Below are 16,658 nucleotides of genomic sequence, written 5' to 3' on the forward strand. Positions count from 1 at the left end.
TTAACGCTCCTCGGCCAGCAGACTCGGTTGTTGATTGACGCGCACATCGTCACCGTTGCGTTGCACCTGGGTTTCCTTCTTGCGCGGTGCTTTGTTCATCCCTTCGTATTTGTCGACGATGTCGAGAAACAGTCGCTCCTGCACAGCCGAGTAATAAGTGATCTTGTGCGCCACTGAAGGCTTGGCCAACTCGGCATAACTGGCTTGATCAAGTTGCCCGGGCGCCGCTTTGACTTTGTTGACCCACGCCTCGTAATCAGCGCCACTGAGTGCCAGGGTGCTGAAGTGCATGTCGGAAAAACCGTGGCCGTTATAGTTCGCAGCAATCCCGCGATACTGGCCGATTTCATTGGCGATCAAATGCAACTTGGTCTGCATGCCGGCCATGGCATATATCTGCCCACCGAGTGCCGGAATAAAGAATGAAGTCATGGCCGCGTCGGAAGTGACGGTAAAACTCACCGGCGTATTCACCGGTATCGCCAGTTCATTGACCGAGGCAATGCCCAGATCGGGGTAGATGAACAGCCATTTCCAGTCCGTTGCCACCACTTGCACATTGAGGTGCGGCACGTCGGAGTCCAACGGGCGATAGGGATCGAGTGCGTGGGTGGTTTCCCAGGTCACCCAGCCGAGTACGCAAATAATCAGGAACGGCACGCCCCAGACCACCGCCTCGATCTTGTGCGAACTGGCCCAACGCGGCGAATAACGGGCCTTCTTGTTGGTCGCGCGGTAGCGATAGGCGAACAGGAAGGTCATGACGATGACCGGGATCACCACCAACAGCATCAGGCCCGTGGCGAGAATGATCAGGTCGCGTTCATCTCGGGCAACATCGCCCTTGGGGTTGAACACCACCAGATTGCAACCGGCGAGCAGAACGCTGGTAGCGAGATAGACCAGGCAATAGCTGATTGTTCGCTTCATACATGCTCCTGTTCTTTATATCGATCCTTGTTTTCTTCGGGCAACAGTTGGCCATGGACAGAAAACCCTGTTTCTGTACCGGCTAATCACGCTGGGCTGAATAACGAGTTGTACTTGAGCTCGCCTGGGCCTCGAACTTTTTGAATGAGCATTCCGGCGTTGGTTTTACAGAATGTTACGCAAGCTGACGAACGGTTGAACTAGCGAAACGGCGGGCGCGAATCAACGCGCTATGCTGAAAATGCCTCTTGGCAATCCGTGGAATTATTCCGCCAAAGGAAAGATCTTTGACGTGAGCGAGTTGAGTTCAGGAGTACGACATGTTCAAACGCGGCGAAACCTACAACAAATGGAAGGCGACGGAAAAGGCGGAAAAGTGCCATACCGAAGAAGTTGAAAACGGCTGTCATATCGAGGTGCGGGCACGGGAAGCCGATGATGGCGACGTCGAAATGTTCATCAGCGTTTACACCGCGACCGGCGAATGCGCTTACGAACGCATCAGGAAATTGCCCGGCGTGGAATGGGAAGTCGAGGACGCGCTCAAACGTGGCATCGATCAGGCAGAACGAATTGCCGGCGGCGAGTCCGGACGATTGTCCTGTGCCGATGCGCACGGCCACGAGAATGAGTGACCGTGCGCAGCTTTCAATTGGCCTGGCGAACGTCAACCTGGCCGAGTTGATTGCACTGCCAGCGCCAGGCATCGGCGAGCATGCTGTGCAGTGAGCGGCTCGCCTGCCAGCCCAGTTCTTCGAGGGCTTTTTGCGGGTCCGCCCAGCAGCGCGCAATGTCGCCGGGGCGCCGCGCTTCAATACGCAACGGGATCTTGATGCCGGTGACCTGTTCGAAGGCGCTGATCACCTCCAGCACCGAATAGCCGCGCCCGGTACCGAGGTTCCAGATGCTCACACCATGGCGATCGCGCAAGGCGTCGAGCGCGCAGACGTGCCCGAGTGCAAGGTCGACGACGTGCAGATAATCGCGAATGCCGGTGCCGTCCGGGGTCGGGTAATCGTTGCCGAACACTGACAGCTGCGCGCGCTGGCCACTGGCAACTTCCAGCAGATAGGGGAGCAGGTTGTTGGGCGTGCTGGTGGGTGCCTCGCCGAGCAGGCCGGAAGGGTGCGCACCAATCGGATTGAAATAGCGCAGCAGGCCGATCGACCAGCGCGGGTCGGAACTGGCGACACTCTTCATGATGTTTTCCGACATCAGTTTCGACATGCCGTAAGGATTGGTCGGCTGGCCAGTGGCGCAGTTTTCGTTGATTGGCAGGGTGGCGCAGTCGCCATAAACAGTGGCCGATGAACTGAACACCAGATGGAAAACTCGGGCCTGGGCCATGGCCTGGCACAGCGTCAGGCTGCCGCCGACATTGGTGTCGAAATAGCGCAGAGGTTCACGCACGCTTTCGCCGACCGCTTTCAACCCGGCGCAATGCACCACGGCATCGATCGGGTAATCGTGCAGAAGATTGTCGAGCAGTCGTCGATTGCGCACATCACCCTGAATGAACTCCGGTCGTTTCCCGGCCAGCGTACTGATGCGCTCGATTGCCGCGCGCTGGCTGTTGCACAAGTTGTCGAGGATCACCACATCCTCGCCGTTGCCCAGCCATTGCAGTGCGACATGCGCACCAATGTATCCCGCACCACCCGTAATCAAGATCATGCGCCCGCCCTCACAAATGACGCCATCGGCGATGGCTTCGTAGATGGTTTCGATGCGCCTGTGCGGCGGCAAAAACCATGGTTGTTCTGGACGGTAGGGGCTGGATTGATCGGCAAGTTCAACCTTGTTTGCCAGCCGGTATGTGCACTTCATCGGCTGCGCTCGAAGTTGGGCTGAACGTCGCGTGAACGCGGCTATTCCAACCTTCAAGAGCCTTACGGCCTCATCGAGAAATGCCCTGCACTTGCAGTGTCGACAAGTGTGACGGCCCGGTGGCTCGGCACTGAGTCGTCTTGTTTTTTTGATGAGGATCTGGCTATGAACCTGGCAGAACAACCCGAGGCGCTTGCACTGGCGAGCGCGCAAAATGCTGTCGAAGCATCCCTTCAGGTGCGACCCACGTTGGTGTGCCTGTCGCATCTGCGCTGGGGATTTGTTTATCAACGGCCGCAGCACGTCATGTCGCGATTGGCCAGACACTACGACGTGGTGTTTTTCGAAGAGCCGGTATTTGTCGAAGACGCCACGCCCAGACTCGAGCTTTCGAATCCGGCGGCGGGAATAGAAGTGGCGGTGCCGCAATTGCCGATCGGCATGAGTGGCGAGGCGATCGAGCAGGCGCAGAGGCAATTGCTCGATGAACATCTCGCCGGGCGCGTTCAGGGCGATCTGCTCCTTTGGTATTTCACGCCGATGAGCCTGCTGTTTACCGAGCACCTCGACGCTCGGGTTACCGTCTATGACTGCATGGATGAACTGTCGGCGTTCATGGGCGCGCCGGCGCGCTTGATCGACATGGAACAGCAACTGCTCGCCCGGGCTGACGTGGTGTTTACCGGCGGCTTCAGTCTGTGGGAGGTGAAGCAACGCCAGCACGGCAATGCCTATCCGGTACCGAGCAGCGTCGACATCGCGCATTTCGCGGCGGCGCGGCAGGCACTGCCGGAACCGCCCGATCAAGCATCCATAGCGCGGCCACGCCTGGGCTTCTTTGGTGTGATCGACGAACGCTTCGATATCAAACTGATTGATCGCGTGGCGGCAATGCGTCCCGACTGGCAGATCGTGCTAATCGGTCCGGTGGTGAAGATCGATCCGCAGACGCTGCCGCAACGGCCGAACATTCATTATCTGGGCGGCAAGCAATATGCCGAGCTGCCGGACTACCTCGCTGGCTGGGACGTGGCACTGATGCCGTTCGCCCTCAACGCCTCCACGCGTTACATCAGCCCGACCAAGACTCCCGAATACCTCGCTGGCGGTTGCCCAGTGGTGTCGACGCCGATTCACGATGTGATCAGCGGCTACGGCGAGAGCGGCGCGGTGTTCATCGCCGACACTGCCGAGGCCTTCGTCGAGGCGATCGAAAAAGCTTTGCCACTCAAAGGCACCATCGAATTTCTGCAGCGCGCCGATGCCGCGATCGCCGGCATGTCGTGGGACAACACCAGCCGCTTCATGCAGGAGCAGATCGAATGCCTACGATAAGCCTTGAGCGCGCCAAGTCCGGCCAAGCCTATGACTACCTGATCGTCGGTGCCGGGTTCGCCGGCAGTGTCATCGCCGAGCGTCTGGCCGAAGGATTGGGCCGCCGAGTGTTACTGATTGACCGGCGCCCGCATATCGCCGGCAATGCCTACGATCACTACGACGCCGCCGGCGTGCTGGTGCATCGTTATGGCCCGCACATCTTTCACACCAATGCCCAGCGCATTGTCGATTACCTGTCGCGCTTCACCGAATGGCGACCCTACGAGCATCGAGTTCTCGCCCAGGTCGACGGCCAACTGGTGCCGATTCCAATCAATCTGACCACATTGAATACGCTCTACGGCTTGTCGATGTCCTCCGCGGAAGCCGAGGTTTTCCTCGCCGAACGCGCCGAACCGGTGGCGACCATTCGCACCTCCGAAGACGTCGTGGTCAATCAGATCGGCCGTGAACTCTACGAGAAATTTTTCCGTGGCTACACGCGCAAGCAATGGGGGCTGGATCCCTCGGCACTGGATAAATCGGTGACTTCGCGCATTCCGACGCGGACCAGCGAAGACGACCGCTATTTCGCTGACACCTTCCAGATCATGCCCTCGGGCGGCTACACGCAAATGTTCGAACGCATGCTCGATCACCCGAACATCGATCTGTTGCTCAGTACCGATTTCAAGGCGGTGCACGACGAGGTGAAGTACGCGCATCTGATCTACTGCGGCCCGATCGACGAATACTTCGATTTCCAGTTGGGCCGTTTGCCGTATCGGTCGCTGCGCTTCGAGCACCAGACCCTCGAGCAGGAACACTATCAACCGGTGGCGGTGGTGAATTATCCGCACCCGGATGTGCCGTATACGCGCATCACTGAATACAAACACCTGACCGGGCAAACGCACCCGTGCACCAGCATCACTTACGAATATCCGTGTGACGACGGCGACCCGTATTACCCGGTGCCGCGCGCGGAAAACGCTGAGCTGTACAAACGCTATCGCGCACTCGCCGAGCAGGTTCCGAACGTCACTTTCCTTGGGCGACTGGGCACCTACAAGTACTACAACATGGACCAGGTGGTGGGGCAGGCGCTGGCCCTGTATCGGGATATTCAAGCGGCGCAGGCAGAGACCACGGCTGCAACCGAGATCGATGCTTCATGACCGCGCAGCCGAAAGGCGACGAGCCCGGCGCAGATGCGTCTTCGATTTTCAGCAGCTTCGTCATGGCCGGTTTCGAATGTTCCAGCCAGCGCCGCCAGGACGGTCGGCGCCTGGATCTGCTGGCCGACACCGGGCATGCGCGCTGGGCCGCCAAGGACTACCAGCGACTAAGCGAGTTGAACATTCGTTGCGCCCGCGACGGCTTGCGCTGGCATCTGATCGAGCGCAGCCCCGGGCGCTATGACTGGAGCAGTTTTCTGCCGATGCTCAAAGCGGCACAAGCGCAGCAAGTGCAGGTGGTCTGGGATCTGTGCCATTACGGCTACCCGGATGATCTGGATATCTGGCGCCCGGCATTTGTCGAGCGTTTCGCCCGCTTCGCCGCTGCTGCAGCGAAGCTGATGGCCGACGAGGGCGTGAGCGTTCCGTTCTACTCGCCGATCAACGAGATTTCCTTCTGGAGTTGGGCGGGAGGCGAGGTGGCGTATTTCAATCCGAACGCACGCGGGCGCGCGCAGGAACTCAAGCATCAATTGGTGCGGGCGAGCATTGCTGCGATCGAAGCGATTCGCGAACAGGTCCCGAATGCGCGGTTTGTCCAGTGCGATCCGTTGATCCATGTGATCGCCGGCTCCCGGCGCATTGACGATATCGAAGCCGCTGAGGCCTATCGGCTGTCGCAATTTCAGGCGTGGGATCTGCTCACCGGCCGCGAATGGCCGGGTCTGGGTGGGCAGGAGCATTACCTGGATATCGTCGGCGCCAATTTCTATGCGCATAACCAGTGGTATTTCCACGGCCGACGGATCCTTCGCGGCGAGCGCGACTTCCGGCCGTTGTCGGGCATGCTCAAGGAACTGCACCAGCGTTATCAGCGGCCAGTGCTGATCGCTGAAACCGGTGCCGAAGATGAAGAACGCCTGCTGTGGCTGGCATACATCGTCGAGCAGACGCTGCTTGCCCTCGAACGCGGTGTGCCGGTGCAGGGGATTTGCTGGTACCCGTTTCTCGATTATCCGGGCTGGGATAACGGCCGTTATTGCCCCACCGGTGTGTTTGGCTACCCAGATGGCGAGGGCGAGCGCGCGGCGTTTCATCCCCTGCACGTCGAGCTGGCGCAAGTGCCCGAGCGGATTGCCGCAAATCTGCGCCGGGTCAATGGCCGGCGTGTTGAGGGGCAGGGGAGATGAACTTTCAGCGCAGGCGCGATGAACCGTTGCCGGCGTCAGCCGCCGCGTTTCTATGGCGCTACATAAGAATCCGCCCGGCGCATTTCATCGCCATGGTCGGCCTGGTGACCGGCGCGGCGTGCTGCTCGGTGGTGGTGCAGTACGGCATGAAACTGCTGGTCGATGCCATGGCCGCCGGGTCGGCGGCGGAACAGGTCTGGCACGCGTTCGGCCTGTTCATGGCGTTGATCGTGATGGAAAACCTGCTGTGGCGCCTCGGCGGTTGGGTCGGTTGCCACACCATCGTCGGCAGTTGCGCCGATTTGCGCGTCGACCTTTTCCATCACCTGACTGGCCACCCGATGCGTTATTTCCGGCGGCATTTCTCCGGTTCCCTGGCCAATCGGGTCTCGGCGATCGGCGCCGCTGCCGACAAGGTCTATGGCGGACTGACCTGGCGTATCGTGCCGCCATGCGTGGATTTTATCGGCGCCGTGGCCTTGCTGTTGGCGGTGCACGGTGCGATGGCGCTGGCGTTGGTCGGTTGCGTGATAGTCGTCGCCGCGCTGATTACCATATTCGGCGTGCGCGGCCGCAGCCGACACATCGCCTTCGCTTCGCAATCGGCGCGGGTCGGTGGCGAGATTGTCGATCTGGTCTCCAACGTCTGGACGATCAAGGCCTTCTCTGGCCGCGAACGCGAGCGCCTGCGGCTTGAGCGCGAGATCGGTATCGAGGCCGATTCGCACCGCAGCAGCTGGATGTACATGGAAAAGGCCCGGGTGCTGCACGACATCTGCCTGACGGTCATGGCCGGCGGCATGCTTGGCTGGGCCATCCTGCTGTGGCGTGCGGGGCAGGTCACGCCGGGGGATGTGGTGATGGTCAGCGCGTTGACCTTCCGCATCCTGCACGGTTCGCGCGAACTGGCGCTGGCCCTGGTGGAAACCAGCCAGCAAATGGGCGTGATCAGCGAAACATTGAGCATCGTCGCCCAGCCCCACGAACTCAGCGACGCCTTGGAGGAACTGGCGCCGACGCGCGGGCACATCAAAATGCTCGACGTCAGTTACGTCTACCCGGACGGGCGCAAGGTCTTCGAGCATTTCTTCGTGGATATTCCCGCCGGGCAAAGTGTTGGCATTGCCGGTAGCTCTGGCTCGGGAAAGTCCACCTTGCTTGGTTTGTTGCAACGTCTGGATGATGTGCGCAGCGGGGTGATCCTGATCGACGACCGCGACATCCGCTCCGTCAGCCAGGACAGCCTGCGCCGGCAGATCGCGGTAGTGCCGCAGGAGCCAACGCTGTTCAATCGCAGCATTCTGGAAAACATCGGCTACGGCCAACCGCACGCCACCGAGCAGCAGATCATCGATGCGGCGCACCAAGCGTTTTGCGACGAGTTCGTCCAGGCGCTGCCGCAGGGTTATCACACGCCGGTCGGTGAGCGCGGGGTGACCTTGTCCGGTGGGCAGCGCCAGCGTCTCGGGCTGGCGCGGGCATTTTTGAAGGACGCACCGATCCTGATTCTCGACGAGGCGACCTCGGCACTGGATTCCGATTCCGAAGCGATCATCCAGCGTGCATTGAGCAACCTGATGCGCGGCCGCACGGTACTCGCCGTGGCCCATCGCCTCTCGACCATCGCCAACTTCGACCGGGTGCTGGTGCTGGAGGACGGCGAGATCGTCCAGGACGGCACTCCCGAAGAACTGCGCGAAAGCCAAGGGCGGTTCCGCACGCTGTGGCAGATGCAGGCGATGGTGCACAACCGTTGAACAAGCAGCTATTGCGCTGAGCGCGTCCAGACCCTGACGTAATCGATGCGAAACACCGACGGCAGGTCAGCATCGTCGACCACGCCGAACCAGTCCCACATCGCTTCACTGTCGAAGACGATTTGCATGGGGAAGTGCCAGTAGTTGTTCTTCGCTTCCCGGACCAATACGCCGTCGACGTACCAGCGCAAGGTCTCGGGTTGCCAGTCGAAACCGTAGACGTGAAAGGTATTGGCCAGCCGCCACGGTGCAATCCAGGTACTGCCGGAACTCAGGTGCTGATCATTCTGCGGTCGAGCCCAGACATGCGCGTTCATGTTGTAGCGGCGATCGAACGCTTCGTTGCGGGTCTTGCCGCCGATTTCGAAGATATCGATTTCCGTGGCATTGTCCGGCAGCCCGGTCCATGCCAGCCAGAACGCACTGGAGCCAGCAGAATTCATCGGTTTCGCCCGGGCTTCGTAATAGCCGTACATCCCCCGTTCGTTGGTTCGGACCATCGCCGAGCTGTAATCCTTGTAGCCCAGGGCGACGTATTTCTCCGGGAGGGTCTGTTTGCGGAAAGTGATGTTCAGATTGCCGTTGCCGAGCTTGGCGTTCTCCGGCAAAAACAGCGCCGGTTTGCGCCCGAGGGAATCGGTGCCGGTGGCGTTGTTGACGTGCCAGCGTTCGGCATCGAGGGTGCTGCCGTTGAATTCGTCGGACAGCCGCGTATCGCGTTTCCAACCGCCGGCATTGGCCTGGTCCGATAACGGCAGGTCGGGCGTAACGTGCGTCGGGGTCGGGCCTAATGGGCCGACGCGAGTCCAGGCATCGACCTGTTGCGGAATGGCGACCGCCCACTTTTGCGCCAGATATTCAAACACGTTGCGGCGTTCTTCCTGGCTGCTGAATGGGCGGTCATAAACCAGTACTTCGGCAATGTCGCCACGCAGGATTTCCGAGGTGCCAACCACGTTGCGCGCCACCGCGAACGGGCCGATCGGCACGTCACTGGTTTCCAGCAGCGCCAGCGCCGGCTCGTAGGCGCTGGTCTGCTGCACGCTGATGCCGAAATTCGGCGCGACGTTATCGTTATCCGCCAGTTGCGGCCGCGAGCTGAACAGGCGCTGCCAGGCCTTGCCGCCGGCCTGCTCGGGCAGACGCCGCGAGACAACGAACACCGTCACCGGGCCTTTGCTTGTGCGGATCGCCTGGCCCATGAATGCCGCCGTGCCGCTGAACCGCACTACGCCGTGGCCGTTGAGGGCGTTGTCGACGCGCGTGGGCAATGTCGTCGCCGCGCGATTGTCGACAACCACGTCATTGCCCTTGCCGGATTTATCCAGCCAGCGCACGACCTGGTTTTGCCCCTCCAGTGTCATCGAGGCCGGATCATTGCCGTCCAGCCACAGCACCAGTCCGTCAGCCACCGGTCGCGGAATATTGGCGCTGACGCCAGCGCTCAGCAGCAGCAAAACCAACAGCAAGCAGCGTGATCTGTTCATGAGTCGTCCCTAACGTGGATTTGCCCCGGTTCAAGTGCCCATCGCCAGCAGCGGCGCCGGTTGCGGGCGGTAGCCCCATGGGTTGTGGGTCTGCCAGCGCCAGCTGTCGATGAGCATTTGCGTCAGCTCGCGTTGCGCGCGCCAGCCCAGTTCGCGTCCGGCCTTGCTCGCGTCGGCGCGGCACTCGGCGATATCACCGGCGCGGCGCGGGGCGAAGCGGTAGGGGATGCGCAGACCGGTGACGTCTTCGAAGGCGCTGATGATCTGCAACACGCTGTAGCCAGTGCCAGTGCCGAGATTCCAGATGTGCAGGCCATGCTCATCACCGTGCAAAACCTGCAGCGCCTTGAGATGACCTTCGGCCAGATCCAGCACATGGATGTAGTCGCGAACACAGGTGCCGTCGACGGTTGGATAGTCGTTGCCATACACGGTCAACGCAGCGCGCTGGCCGCTGGCAACCTCGGTGAGGCACGGCAGCAGATTGTTAGGTCGACCATTGGGCGCTTCACCGATCAATCCGCTTTGGTGCGCGCCGATCGGGTTGAAGTAACGCAGCACAGCGATGTTCCAGCGCGCATCCGCGAGGGCGAGGTCGCTGAGCAGTTCTTCGATCATCAGCTTCGAGCGCCCGTACGGATTGGCAGGTTTGCCGGTGCCGTGGTCTTCGACGATGGGCATGCTGGCCGGCTCACCGTACACGGTGGCTGATGAGCTAAACACCAGATTGAACACATGGGCGCGGGCCATGGCCTGACACAGGTTCAGCGTACCGACGACATTGTTGGCGTAGTAATCCATTGGCCGCCGCACGCTCTGCGCAACGGCTTTGAGGCCGGCGAAATGCAGCACCGCGTCGATCGCGTAGGTGCTGAAAATCTCTTCCAGCAACGCAGCGTCGCGGATATCGCCTTCGATGAAATCGATGTGCGAATGACTCAACAGCTGCAGCCGGGCGACTGCTTCGCGGCTGCTGTTGCACAGATTGTCGAGGATCAATACCGGGCGTCCGGACTCGATCAATTGCAATGCCGTGTGCGAACCGATGTAGCCGGCACCGCCCGTGATCAACGTGGTTTTGCGCATGACGACGTGCTCCATTGCGAGGAAATGCAGCTCAGCGGGCGGTAAACACCAACTTGAATTCTTGCGGCCAGCGCGGGTGCAGCAGGCTGTAGGCCAAGGCGTAGGTCAGCGCGCCGATGGCAATATCGCCCGCCAGGTGCGCGTAGCCGGACAGGCCGGTTTGCCGCGACGTCCACAGCACCACGACGACCATCACGCCAGAGGCAGACAGGCTGCGGTAACTGGACTGAAAGAAGCAGCGCCAGTCATAACCAATCGCGACGTGCAGGCCGCGTACCTGCAACGGCGTGATCAGCAGCATGCGCAGCAGCAAAGCCAGCGCCGCCGCCATGCCGCCGTAGCTCGCGCCGAGCAGATACACCAGCGCCAGCGCGAGCAGGGTGGTGGCAACTTCGGCCTTGAGCGTCAGGTGCGTGCGATTGACCGCCACCAGCGCAGTGGTTGCATACAGCGCCAGATTGCCCAGCGCCGCCGTGCAGGCGAGCACTTGCAGCAAGGGAATCGCATCGGCCCATTTCGCGCCGAAGATCAGCAGGATGATGTCTTCGGCGGTCAGGGCGATACCGAAGAACAGCGGTGTCAGTACGAAACCGCTGATCGCCGTGGAATCACCGATCACGCCGATCAGGCGCGACGGTTCAGCGCTGCGCCGGGCGAACACCGGCAAGGCGTAACTCATCAAGCCGTTGTAGATTGCCGAGCGAGGCAGGTCGATGATGCGCATCGCCAGGTTGAACATGCCCACCGCATGGGCGCCAGCGGTGAGACCGAGAATCAGGTTGACGCCGCGTTGCAGGGTTTGCGAACTCATCACGTTGACACAGACCGGGAGACCGGCGCGCAGCACTTCGCCCAGCACCTGGCGATCAATCAGAAAAGCGATGCGCCGCCGATCACCGCGCATCAGCACCAGCGTGGAAACGCCGTCCATGATCAGCGCCTGAGCAACCACCGCCCACGGGCCGAAACCCAGCATTGCCACGGCCACACCGCCAACCCCGCCAGCAACTTTGCCGAGCAATGTGCGCGAGGCCAGCAACTTGAAATTGCCGCTGCGGCGCATCTGCGCCACATACACCCGCGCCATCAGGGTGAAAAGGATTTTTACCGAGGCCACGGCGGTCATCCAGCGCAGCGCGGTGGACGGCGTATACAGCACCACTGCCAGCGAAATCAAAGCAATCGACAACAGACTGACCAGCACGGCAAACCAGAACACGCTGCTGATGTGTTTGTCCTCGACACGTTGCAGGCGCACCAGCGGGTCTTCCAGCATCGACGAGAATAGAATGCCGACCACTTCGACCACGGCGATGATCAGCGTGCCGATGCCCAGCTCCGTCGGCGTCAGCAGATGCGCGTAGACGACAAAGGTAATCATCGACAGAAAGATCAGGCCGAACTTCTCGGTGAAAATCCATACGAGGGTCATCAGGCGGCGGTTGGCCATGGCGCGATCCCTGAATTCAGCGGCTGTTGCCCAGGTTTTTCAAGCAGGCGTAGAGGTAGCGCAGGGTCGGTTTGCCCCGGGAGAACAACAGCGTCTGCCACGAATGTCCGAGCATCTGCCGGAACACCTCGATGACCCGTGGGTGATCGCCGCGCCGGGAAAACGCATTAAGAAACTCCGCGTGATTGGCGAGGACGAAATAGATCCGCTGCTGCTTGTTCAGCCGCGTGCCGTAACGCGCCAGATACAGCTGGATGAAGCGCAGCTTGTGCGGGTAATACTTGTGCGGTTGCGCGGTGATGTTGGCAGCGTTGACGGCGCGCCAGTGGAGAATCTGCGGCCCGCTGTGGATCTCGCTGATTTCGGCGATACGCGTCCACAGCAGGCGATCCTCGGCAAAGCGCAGGCTCTGATCGAAGCCGCCAATGGCGACGATGATCTCGCGCACGGCCAGCACGCCGGAGGTGCCGTTGATGATGTTTTCGCGCATGAAATCGGCAAAGTGCTCGCCGTGTTTGCAGCGATCTTCCAATTGACGTTTGCCATCACTGAATTCACTCATCTGAAAGCAATCGATCAAGCCGACTTTGCGTCCCTGTCGGGTCAACTCCGCGTGCAGCGCCAGTTGTTTTTGCAGTTTATCCGGATGCCAGCGGTCATCGGCATCGAGGAAGGCGATGAAGGTTTCTTCGGCGCTGAACACGCCGTGATTGCGCGCACTCGCCGGGCCTTGGTTGGGCTGCTGCAACAGCACGATGGGGAAGGGCGCGACGTAGTGCTTGACGATCTCTGGACCGGCATCACTGGAACCATCATCGACGACAATGACTTTGTCCGGCAGGCGGGTCTGTGCGCACACCGAGTCCAGTGTGCGTTGAATGCTGGCGGCGGCGTTGTACAGCGGAATTACCACGCACACGGTGACGGCCGAGGGATCATTCAGCATGGGCGTTGCTCCCGGAAAGTGCCGCGCAGTGGCCGCGCGCTGGCGACTGGCAGCGGCTGGGTACGGGCGACGAGGTGGTGGCGGAAGGTCAGGCTGAGCACGCAGAAAATCAGGAACTCGCCGGAGCGGTAGTTGGGGATCACGTAGGCGACGTAATTGGTCACCACGAACAGGCCGATTACCACCAGCGCACAGGCCTGATAGCGCGCCGACTGATCCGCCGTGATTGCGCGATAGCGCTTGCTCAGGGTCTGGGCAAACATCAGCAGCAGGGCGATCAACTGAATCAGGCCGCCATTGAGCAGGCTTTCGACGTAGCCGCTGTGGGCATTGCCGATGTAACCCCAGCGCGTGATGAACGCATCGGCATCGGCACTGGCCCAGAACGCGCCGAAGCCATAGCCCTTGAGAAATTGCGCATCGATCAGCGGCTGCAACAGCTCCCAGATCAGCGTGCGGTCGGTCAGCGACGGGTCGCGGCCGACCAGTTCCAGCAGCATGGCGTAGTTGGCGTAAAGCACCCCACACAGAAGGAAGAACACTAGCGTCGCTGCGGTGAAGGCCAGCAATGAACGGTTGATGCGCAAGCGGATCAGGATGATGAAGTAGGCGTAACTGGCGGTGCCGGCGACGATCAGCGCAATCGCCGTGGCCGACTGCGCCAGACCGATGGCGATCAGCGCGAACAGCCCATACAGCATGGCCAGCGGGTTGCGCTGGCGGATCATCGGCAGCAGCAACAGGATCGCTATCGCGTTCAGGCGTGCGCCGGCATTCTTTTCCGCGAACACCCCGCGAAACGCACCGTCACGAATGCCGCCGGAAATGAAGGCAATGTCCGGGCGAATCACGGCGAAGATCAAGCCGACCAACGCGGCGGCACCGATCACGCAGCCAAACAGAAACGCAATGCGTTCCAGGCTGTAGCGCCAGGCAATGAAACCGGCGAAGAACACCACACTGAGCAGCGCGACGAAACGCTTGAAGCTGAGCATCGGCTCGCTCGACCAACTGATCGACGCCGCCACGCAGCCGAGAAACAACAGCAAGAACAGGTTCTGCCGGTAGAAACTCTTGCTGAGGAACACCTTGTGCCGGATGAAGAAAAACAGCGGCACCAGCAAAGTCAGCAAGCCGCAGACCTGATTGGCCAGATTGCCTTCCAGATCCTGCTGGGCATCGTCCAGCGTGCTCACATTACCCAGGCGCAGGAAGAAGCCGATCACTTGCGTATAGAACAGCACGCCGAACAGGGTGAAGGCGTCGGCCAGCGTCGAATAACGCACTTGCAGGCGGTTCATCTCAGCGCCTCCCGAGTAACGCCTTGAGGTAGGTCTGCACCGCGCGAGCATTGACAAAGCGCGCGGCCGCCTCGATGCGGCGCTGGCGATGCGCGGCTCGCGGCGTCGCCAGTTGTTGGCTGATCGCGGCGGCGAGCGCGGCGGGATCGTCAACCTCGACCAAGGGGGCGACGGCACCATCGGCGAGAATTTCCTGCGGGCCATACGGGCAGCGGGTCGCCACGACCGGCGTGCCGGTCGACAGGGCTTCGACCAGGGCGTTGGGGCTGCCTTCGAAACGTGACGACAAAACAAAGCAATCGGCCCGAGCGATTTCGGCGATGGGGTCGCTGGCATACCCCGGCAGATCGCAACGCTCTGCAACGCCGAGCGCTGTCGCCTGGGCCAGCAGTTCGCCGCGCAAAGCGCCTTCGCCGAAGATGATCAGCCGCGCATCGCCTTGCGGCAGGCGGGCGAAGGCGTCGATCAGGGTGTCGAAGCCTTGTGGTGGCGCCAGGCGTCCTACAGCGACGATTACCGGGGTGGTTTTGTCCTTCAGCCAGGGATGGCTGGGCGCGGCGGCGGGTTTGTCGCGAAAATCGTTGTCGAGCACCGGGTTGTCAGCGGTGGTGACATCGCGCGGGCGGGCGATGGTGGTGTCGACCAGATCTCCGGCGACGCCTTGCGACACGCAGATCACCGGGTTGGGAATCAGCCGGTACAGCCACGGCGCCAGCCAGTAGGCGAGCTTGACCGACAGCGCCGGGTTGACGTGTTTGTCCCGCGAAAAGGCATTGCGCTCGCTGACATGCAGCCGCGCCAGCGTCCCGGACAGCGCGGCGGCGGCAATCGCCACGACGTTGACATGAGTGAGCACCGCCAGTTGCGCGTCGTAGCGATTGCTGCGCAAAAAGCGCATCAGCGCGGGCACGGCAGCGGCGCTGCGCGGGCTGTCGAGCAACACTTGCCTGACCCGAGGATCGAGCGCCGGTTGATTGATGCCGGCACCGGTGAGCATCAGCAATGTCACTTCATTACCGGCCTCGACCAAGGCACCGGCGAGGCGCACCATCATTTTCTCCGCGCCACCGGCGCCGAGGTCCTGGAGGATGATCAGCAGCTTTTTCATCGGTTCCACACCTGGTAATAAGCCTGCGCGGCGTACTGGCTGGTATAGGGCTGGATCGCTTCGCTGACTGAGCGTCGCGGCGGTGGCGCGGATTCGCGGCTGGCCAGGCTGTCGAGCAGCGCCTCGGCCAACGCCTGCGCATCATTAACGTTGACCAGGCGCCCGAGGCGTCCGTCGTCGAGCAACTCGCGCGGCCCGCTGCCGCAATCGGTGGAAATCACCGGCGTGCCCAGCGCCAGCGCCTCGACCAGTACCGTCGGCAAGCCTTCGTGCAATGAGCTGAGCACCAACAGCTGCGCATGGCGGATCAGCGGATAGGGATTGCGCAGATGCCCGGTGAAATGCACCAAGCGTTCGATGCCCAGCCGTTGCGCCTGCGCTTCAAGCTGCGCGCGCAAAGGGCCGTCGCCGGCAATTACCAGATAGGGCAGCGTGCGTTGTTGCGCCGCCAGCGCGTACGCCTCGAGCAGCAAATCGAAGCCTTTGGTTTCCACCAGCCGGCCGACCCCCAGCCAGTAATGATGGGGCACGCCACCGGGCAGCGGCGCTTGTGCCGCGCGCAGTAGTTGCTCGGTGATGACCGCGTTCGGGCAATAACGGATGCGCGGTTGGCCCCAAGGCATCAACCCGGCAAGCGACTGGCGCAATCCCTGGGACACCGCGACCACCTTGCCGCTGCCGCACAGATACAGCGCGTACAACAGCCGCAGGCTGGCGCGCCCGGTGTTCTGCTCGGCACAATCCAGCGCGGCATGGCGGGTGTAGATGACTTTGCAGGCACTGCCTAGGGTGGCGAACCAGGTGCAGAGGTTGGCCTGCTCCTTGGCGCCAATCAGATGCGTCCCCCCCTCCCGGCGAATCAGCCGGCGCAGCAGCACGATCGACTTCAGCCAGCCAGCGAGGCCGCCACCGCCACCGGCCATGCTCGGCGCGCCGTCGACGTTGGGCGAGTCGCCGTTCATGACGAAAAAACTCACCCGCCGACCGTCCGCCAGAAACTGTTCGGCGAGGCGTTGCTGCACGCACTCGACGCCGCCGCCAGTCTGGTAATCCTTGAGCGTGAACAGAATATGCATCGGCA

14 protein-coding genes are annotated in these 16,658 nt (G+C 61.5%); 5 read left to right on the plus strand and 9 right to left on the minus strand.

Translation table 11 applies throughout. The annotated features are described in order from the left end of the window. Window positions 1–930, minus strand: a complete 930-nt coding sequence (gene cyoA / locus OC605_RS16190; RefSeq protein ID WP_110646534.1) for a ubiquinol oxidase subunit II — start codon at window positions 928–930, stop codon at window positions 1–3. A 320-nt stretch (window positions 931–1,250) separates the two neighbouring features. On the opposite strand from cyoA, the gene OC605_RS16195 reads away from it, so the two are divergent. Continuing rightward, a complete protein-coding gene (locus OC605_RS16195) occupies window positions 1,251–1,565 on the plus strand; it encodes a hypothetical protein (RefSeq protein WP_016774554.1) in 315 nt (104 codons plus the stop codon). Between the two features lie 13 nt (window positions 1,566–1,578). Here OC605_RS16195 and galE (OC605_RS16200) read toward each other — a convergent pair whose 3' ends face one another. Then, a complete protein-coding gene (gene galE / locus OC605_RS16200) occupies window positions 1,579–2,604 on the minus strand; it encodes a UDP-glucose 4-epimerase GalE (RefSeq protein ID WP_262138233.1) in 1,026 nt (341 codons plus the stop codon). A gap of 318 nt (window positions 2,605–2,922) precedes the next feature. On the opposite strand from galE (OC605_RS16200), the gene OC605_RS16205 reads away from it, so the two are divergent. Genes OC605_RS16205 through OC605_RS16220 form a run of 4 tightly spaced genes read left to right on the plus strand, consistent with a single transcriptional unit; the run spans window position 2,923 to window position 8,199 of the window. Next, window positions 2,923–4,092: a glycosyltransferase family 1 protein gene (locus OC605_RS16205; protein WP_262138150.1), complete on the plus strand. Its 1,170-nt coding sequence runs from the start codon at window positions 2,923–2,925 to the stop codon at window positions 4,090–4,092. Then, window positions 4,080–5,252: a UDP-galactopyranose mutase gene (glf, locus tag OC605_RS16210; protein WP_262138151.1), complete on the plus strand. Its 1,173-nt coding sequence runs from the start codon at window positions 4,080–4,082 to the stop codon at window positions 5,250–5,252. Before OC605_RS16205 ends, glf begins: the two co-directional genes overlap by 13 nt. Then, window positions 5,249–6,442, plus strand: a complete 1,194-nt coding sequence (locus OC605_RS16215) for a beta-glucosidase (RefSeq protein ID WP_262138153.1) — start codon at window positions 5,249–5,251, stop codon at window positions 6,440–6,442. Before glf ends, OC605_RS16215 begins: the two co-directional genes overlap by 4 nt. Then, window positions 6,439–8,199: an ABC transporter ATP-binding protein gene (locus OC605_RS16220; RefSeq protein WP_262138155.1), complete on the plus strand. Its 1,761-nt coding sequence runs from the start codon at window positions 6,439–6,441 to the stop codon at window positions 8,197–8,199. Before OC605_RS16215 ends, OC605_RS16220 begins: the two co-directional genes overlap by 4 nt. Window positions 8,200–8,207: 8 nt before the next feature. Here the strand turns inward: OC605_RS16220 and OC605_RS16225 are convergent, their stop codons facing one another. Genes OC605_RS16225 through OC605_RS16255 form a run of 7 tightly spaced genes read right to left on the minus strand, consistent with a single transcriptional unit; the run spans window position 8,208 to window position 16,653 of the window. Beyond that, window positions 8,208–9,686 (minus strand): family 16 glycosylhydrolase, encoded by a 1,479-nt coding sequence (locus tag OC605_RS16225; protein WP_262138156.1) that lies wholly within the window; start codon window positions 9,684–9,686, stop codon window positions 8,208–8,210. 30 nt (window positions 9,687–9,716) lie between these two features. Beyond that, a complete protein-coding gene (gene galE / locus OC605_RS16230; protein WP_262138158.1) occupies window positions 9,717–10,772 on the minus strand; it encodes a UDP-glucose 4-epimerase GalE in 1,056 nt (351 codons plus the stop codon). A gap of 31 nt (window positions 10,773–10,803) precedes the next feature. Then, the gene (locus OC605_RS16235) at window positions 10,804–12,222 is read right to left on the minus strand and encodes an oligosaccharide flippase family protein (RefSeq protein ID WP_262138159.1); all 1,419 of its coding nucleotides are present in this window, start codon (window positions 12,220–12,222) and stop codon (window positions 10,804–10,806) included. Between the two features lie 16 nt (window positions 12,223–12,238). Then, complete coding sequence (locus OC605_RS16240) at window positions 12,239–13,168, minus strand: glycosyltransferase family 2 protein (RefSeq protein ID WP_262138161.1); 930 nt, start codon at window positions 13,166–13,168, stop codon at window positions 12,239–12,241. After that, a complete protein-coding gene (locus OC605_RS16245; protein WP_262138163.1) occupies window positions 13,162–14,469 on the minus strand; it encodes an O-antigen ligase family protein in 1,308 nt (435 codons plus the stop codon). Before OC605_RS16245 ends, OC605_RS16240 begins: the two co-directional genes overlap by 7 nt. 1 nt (window position 14,470) lies before the next feature. Then, window positions 14,471–15,577 carry a glycosyltransferase gene (locus OC605_RS16250; protein ID WP_262138166.1) on the minus strand — a complete coding sequence of 369 codons (1,107 nt, stop codon included), beginning with the start codon at window positions 15,575–15,577 and terminating at the stop codon, window positions 14,471–14,473. Beyond that, window positions 15,574–16,653 carry a glycosyltransferase gene (locus OC605_RS16255; protein ID WP_262138169.1) on the minus strand — a complete coding sequence of 360 codons (1,080 nt, stop codon included), beginning with the start codon at window positions 16,651–16,653 and terminating at the stop codon, window positions 15,574–15,576. Before OC605_RS16255 ends, OC605_RS16250 begins: the two co-directional genes overlap by 4 nt. Window positions 16,654–16,658: the final 5 nt, after the last annotated feature.

The sequence above is a fragment of the Pseudomonas sp. Marseille-Q5117 genome (assembly GCF_946901175.1).
GTDB lineage: Bacteria > Pseudomonadota > Gammaproteobacteria > Pseudomonadales > Pseudomonadaceae > Aquipseudomonas > Aquipseudomonas iranensis.

Bases quoted from the DNA above. Each gene is read 5' to 3' on its own strand.
- cyoA (WP_110646534.1), bottom strand. From the start codon at position 930: ATGAAGCGAACAATCAGCTATTGCCTGGTCTATCTCGCTACCAGCGTT.
- OC605_RS16195 (WP_016774554.1), top strand. From the start codon at position 1,251: ATGTTCAAACGCGGCGAAACCTACAACAAATGGAAGGCGACGGAAAAG.
- galE (WP_262138233.1), bottom strand. From the start codon at position 2,604: ATGATCTTGATTACGGGTGGTGCGGGATACATTGGTGCGCATGTCGCA.
- OC605_RS16205 (WP_262138150.1), top strand. From the start codon at position 2,923: ATGAACCTGGCAGAACAACCCGAGGCGCTTGCACTGGCGAGCGCGCAA.
- glf (WP_262138151.1), top strand. From the start codon at position 4,080: ATGCCTACGATAAGCCTTGAGCGCGCCAAGTCCGGCCAAGCCTATGAC.
- OC605_RS16215 (WP_262138153.1), top strand. From the start codon at position 5,249: ATGACCGCGCAGCCGAAAGGCGACGAGCCCGGCGCAGATGCGTCTTCG.
- OC605_RS16220 (WP_262138155.1), top strand. From the start codon at position 6,439: ATGAACTTTCAGCGCAGGCGCGATGAACCGTTGCCGGCGTCAGCCGCC.
- OC605_RS16225 (WP_262138156.1), bottom strand. From the start codon at position 9,686: ATGAACAGATCACGCTGCTTGCTGTTGGTTTTGCTGCTGCTGAGCGCT.
- galE (WP_262138158.1), bottom strand. From the start codon at position 10,772: ATGCGCAAAACCACGTTGATCACGGGCGGTGCCGGCTACATCGGTTCG.
- OC605_RS16235 (WP_262138159.1), bottom strand. From the start codon at position 12,222: ATGGCCAACCGCCGCCTGATGACCCTCGTATGGATTTTCACCGAGAAG.
- OC605_RS16240 (WP_262138161.1), bottom strand. From the start codon at position 13,168: ATGCTGAATGATCCCTCGGCCGTCACCGTGTGCGTGGTAATTCCGCTG.
- OC605_RS16245 (WP_262138163.1), bottom strand. From the start codon at position 14,469: ATGAACCGCCTGCAAGTGCGTTATTCGACGCTGGCCGACGCCTTCACC.
- OC605_RS16250 (WP_262138166.1), bottom strand. From the start codon at position 15,577: ATGAAAAAGCTGCTGATCATCCTCCAGGACCTCGGCGCCGGTGGCGCG.
- OC605_RS16255 (WP_262138169.1), bottom strand. From the start codon at position 16,653: ATGCATATTCTGTTCACGCTCAAGGATTACCAGACTGGCGGCGGCGTC.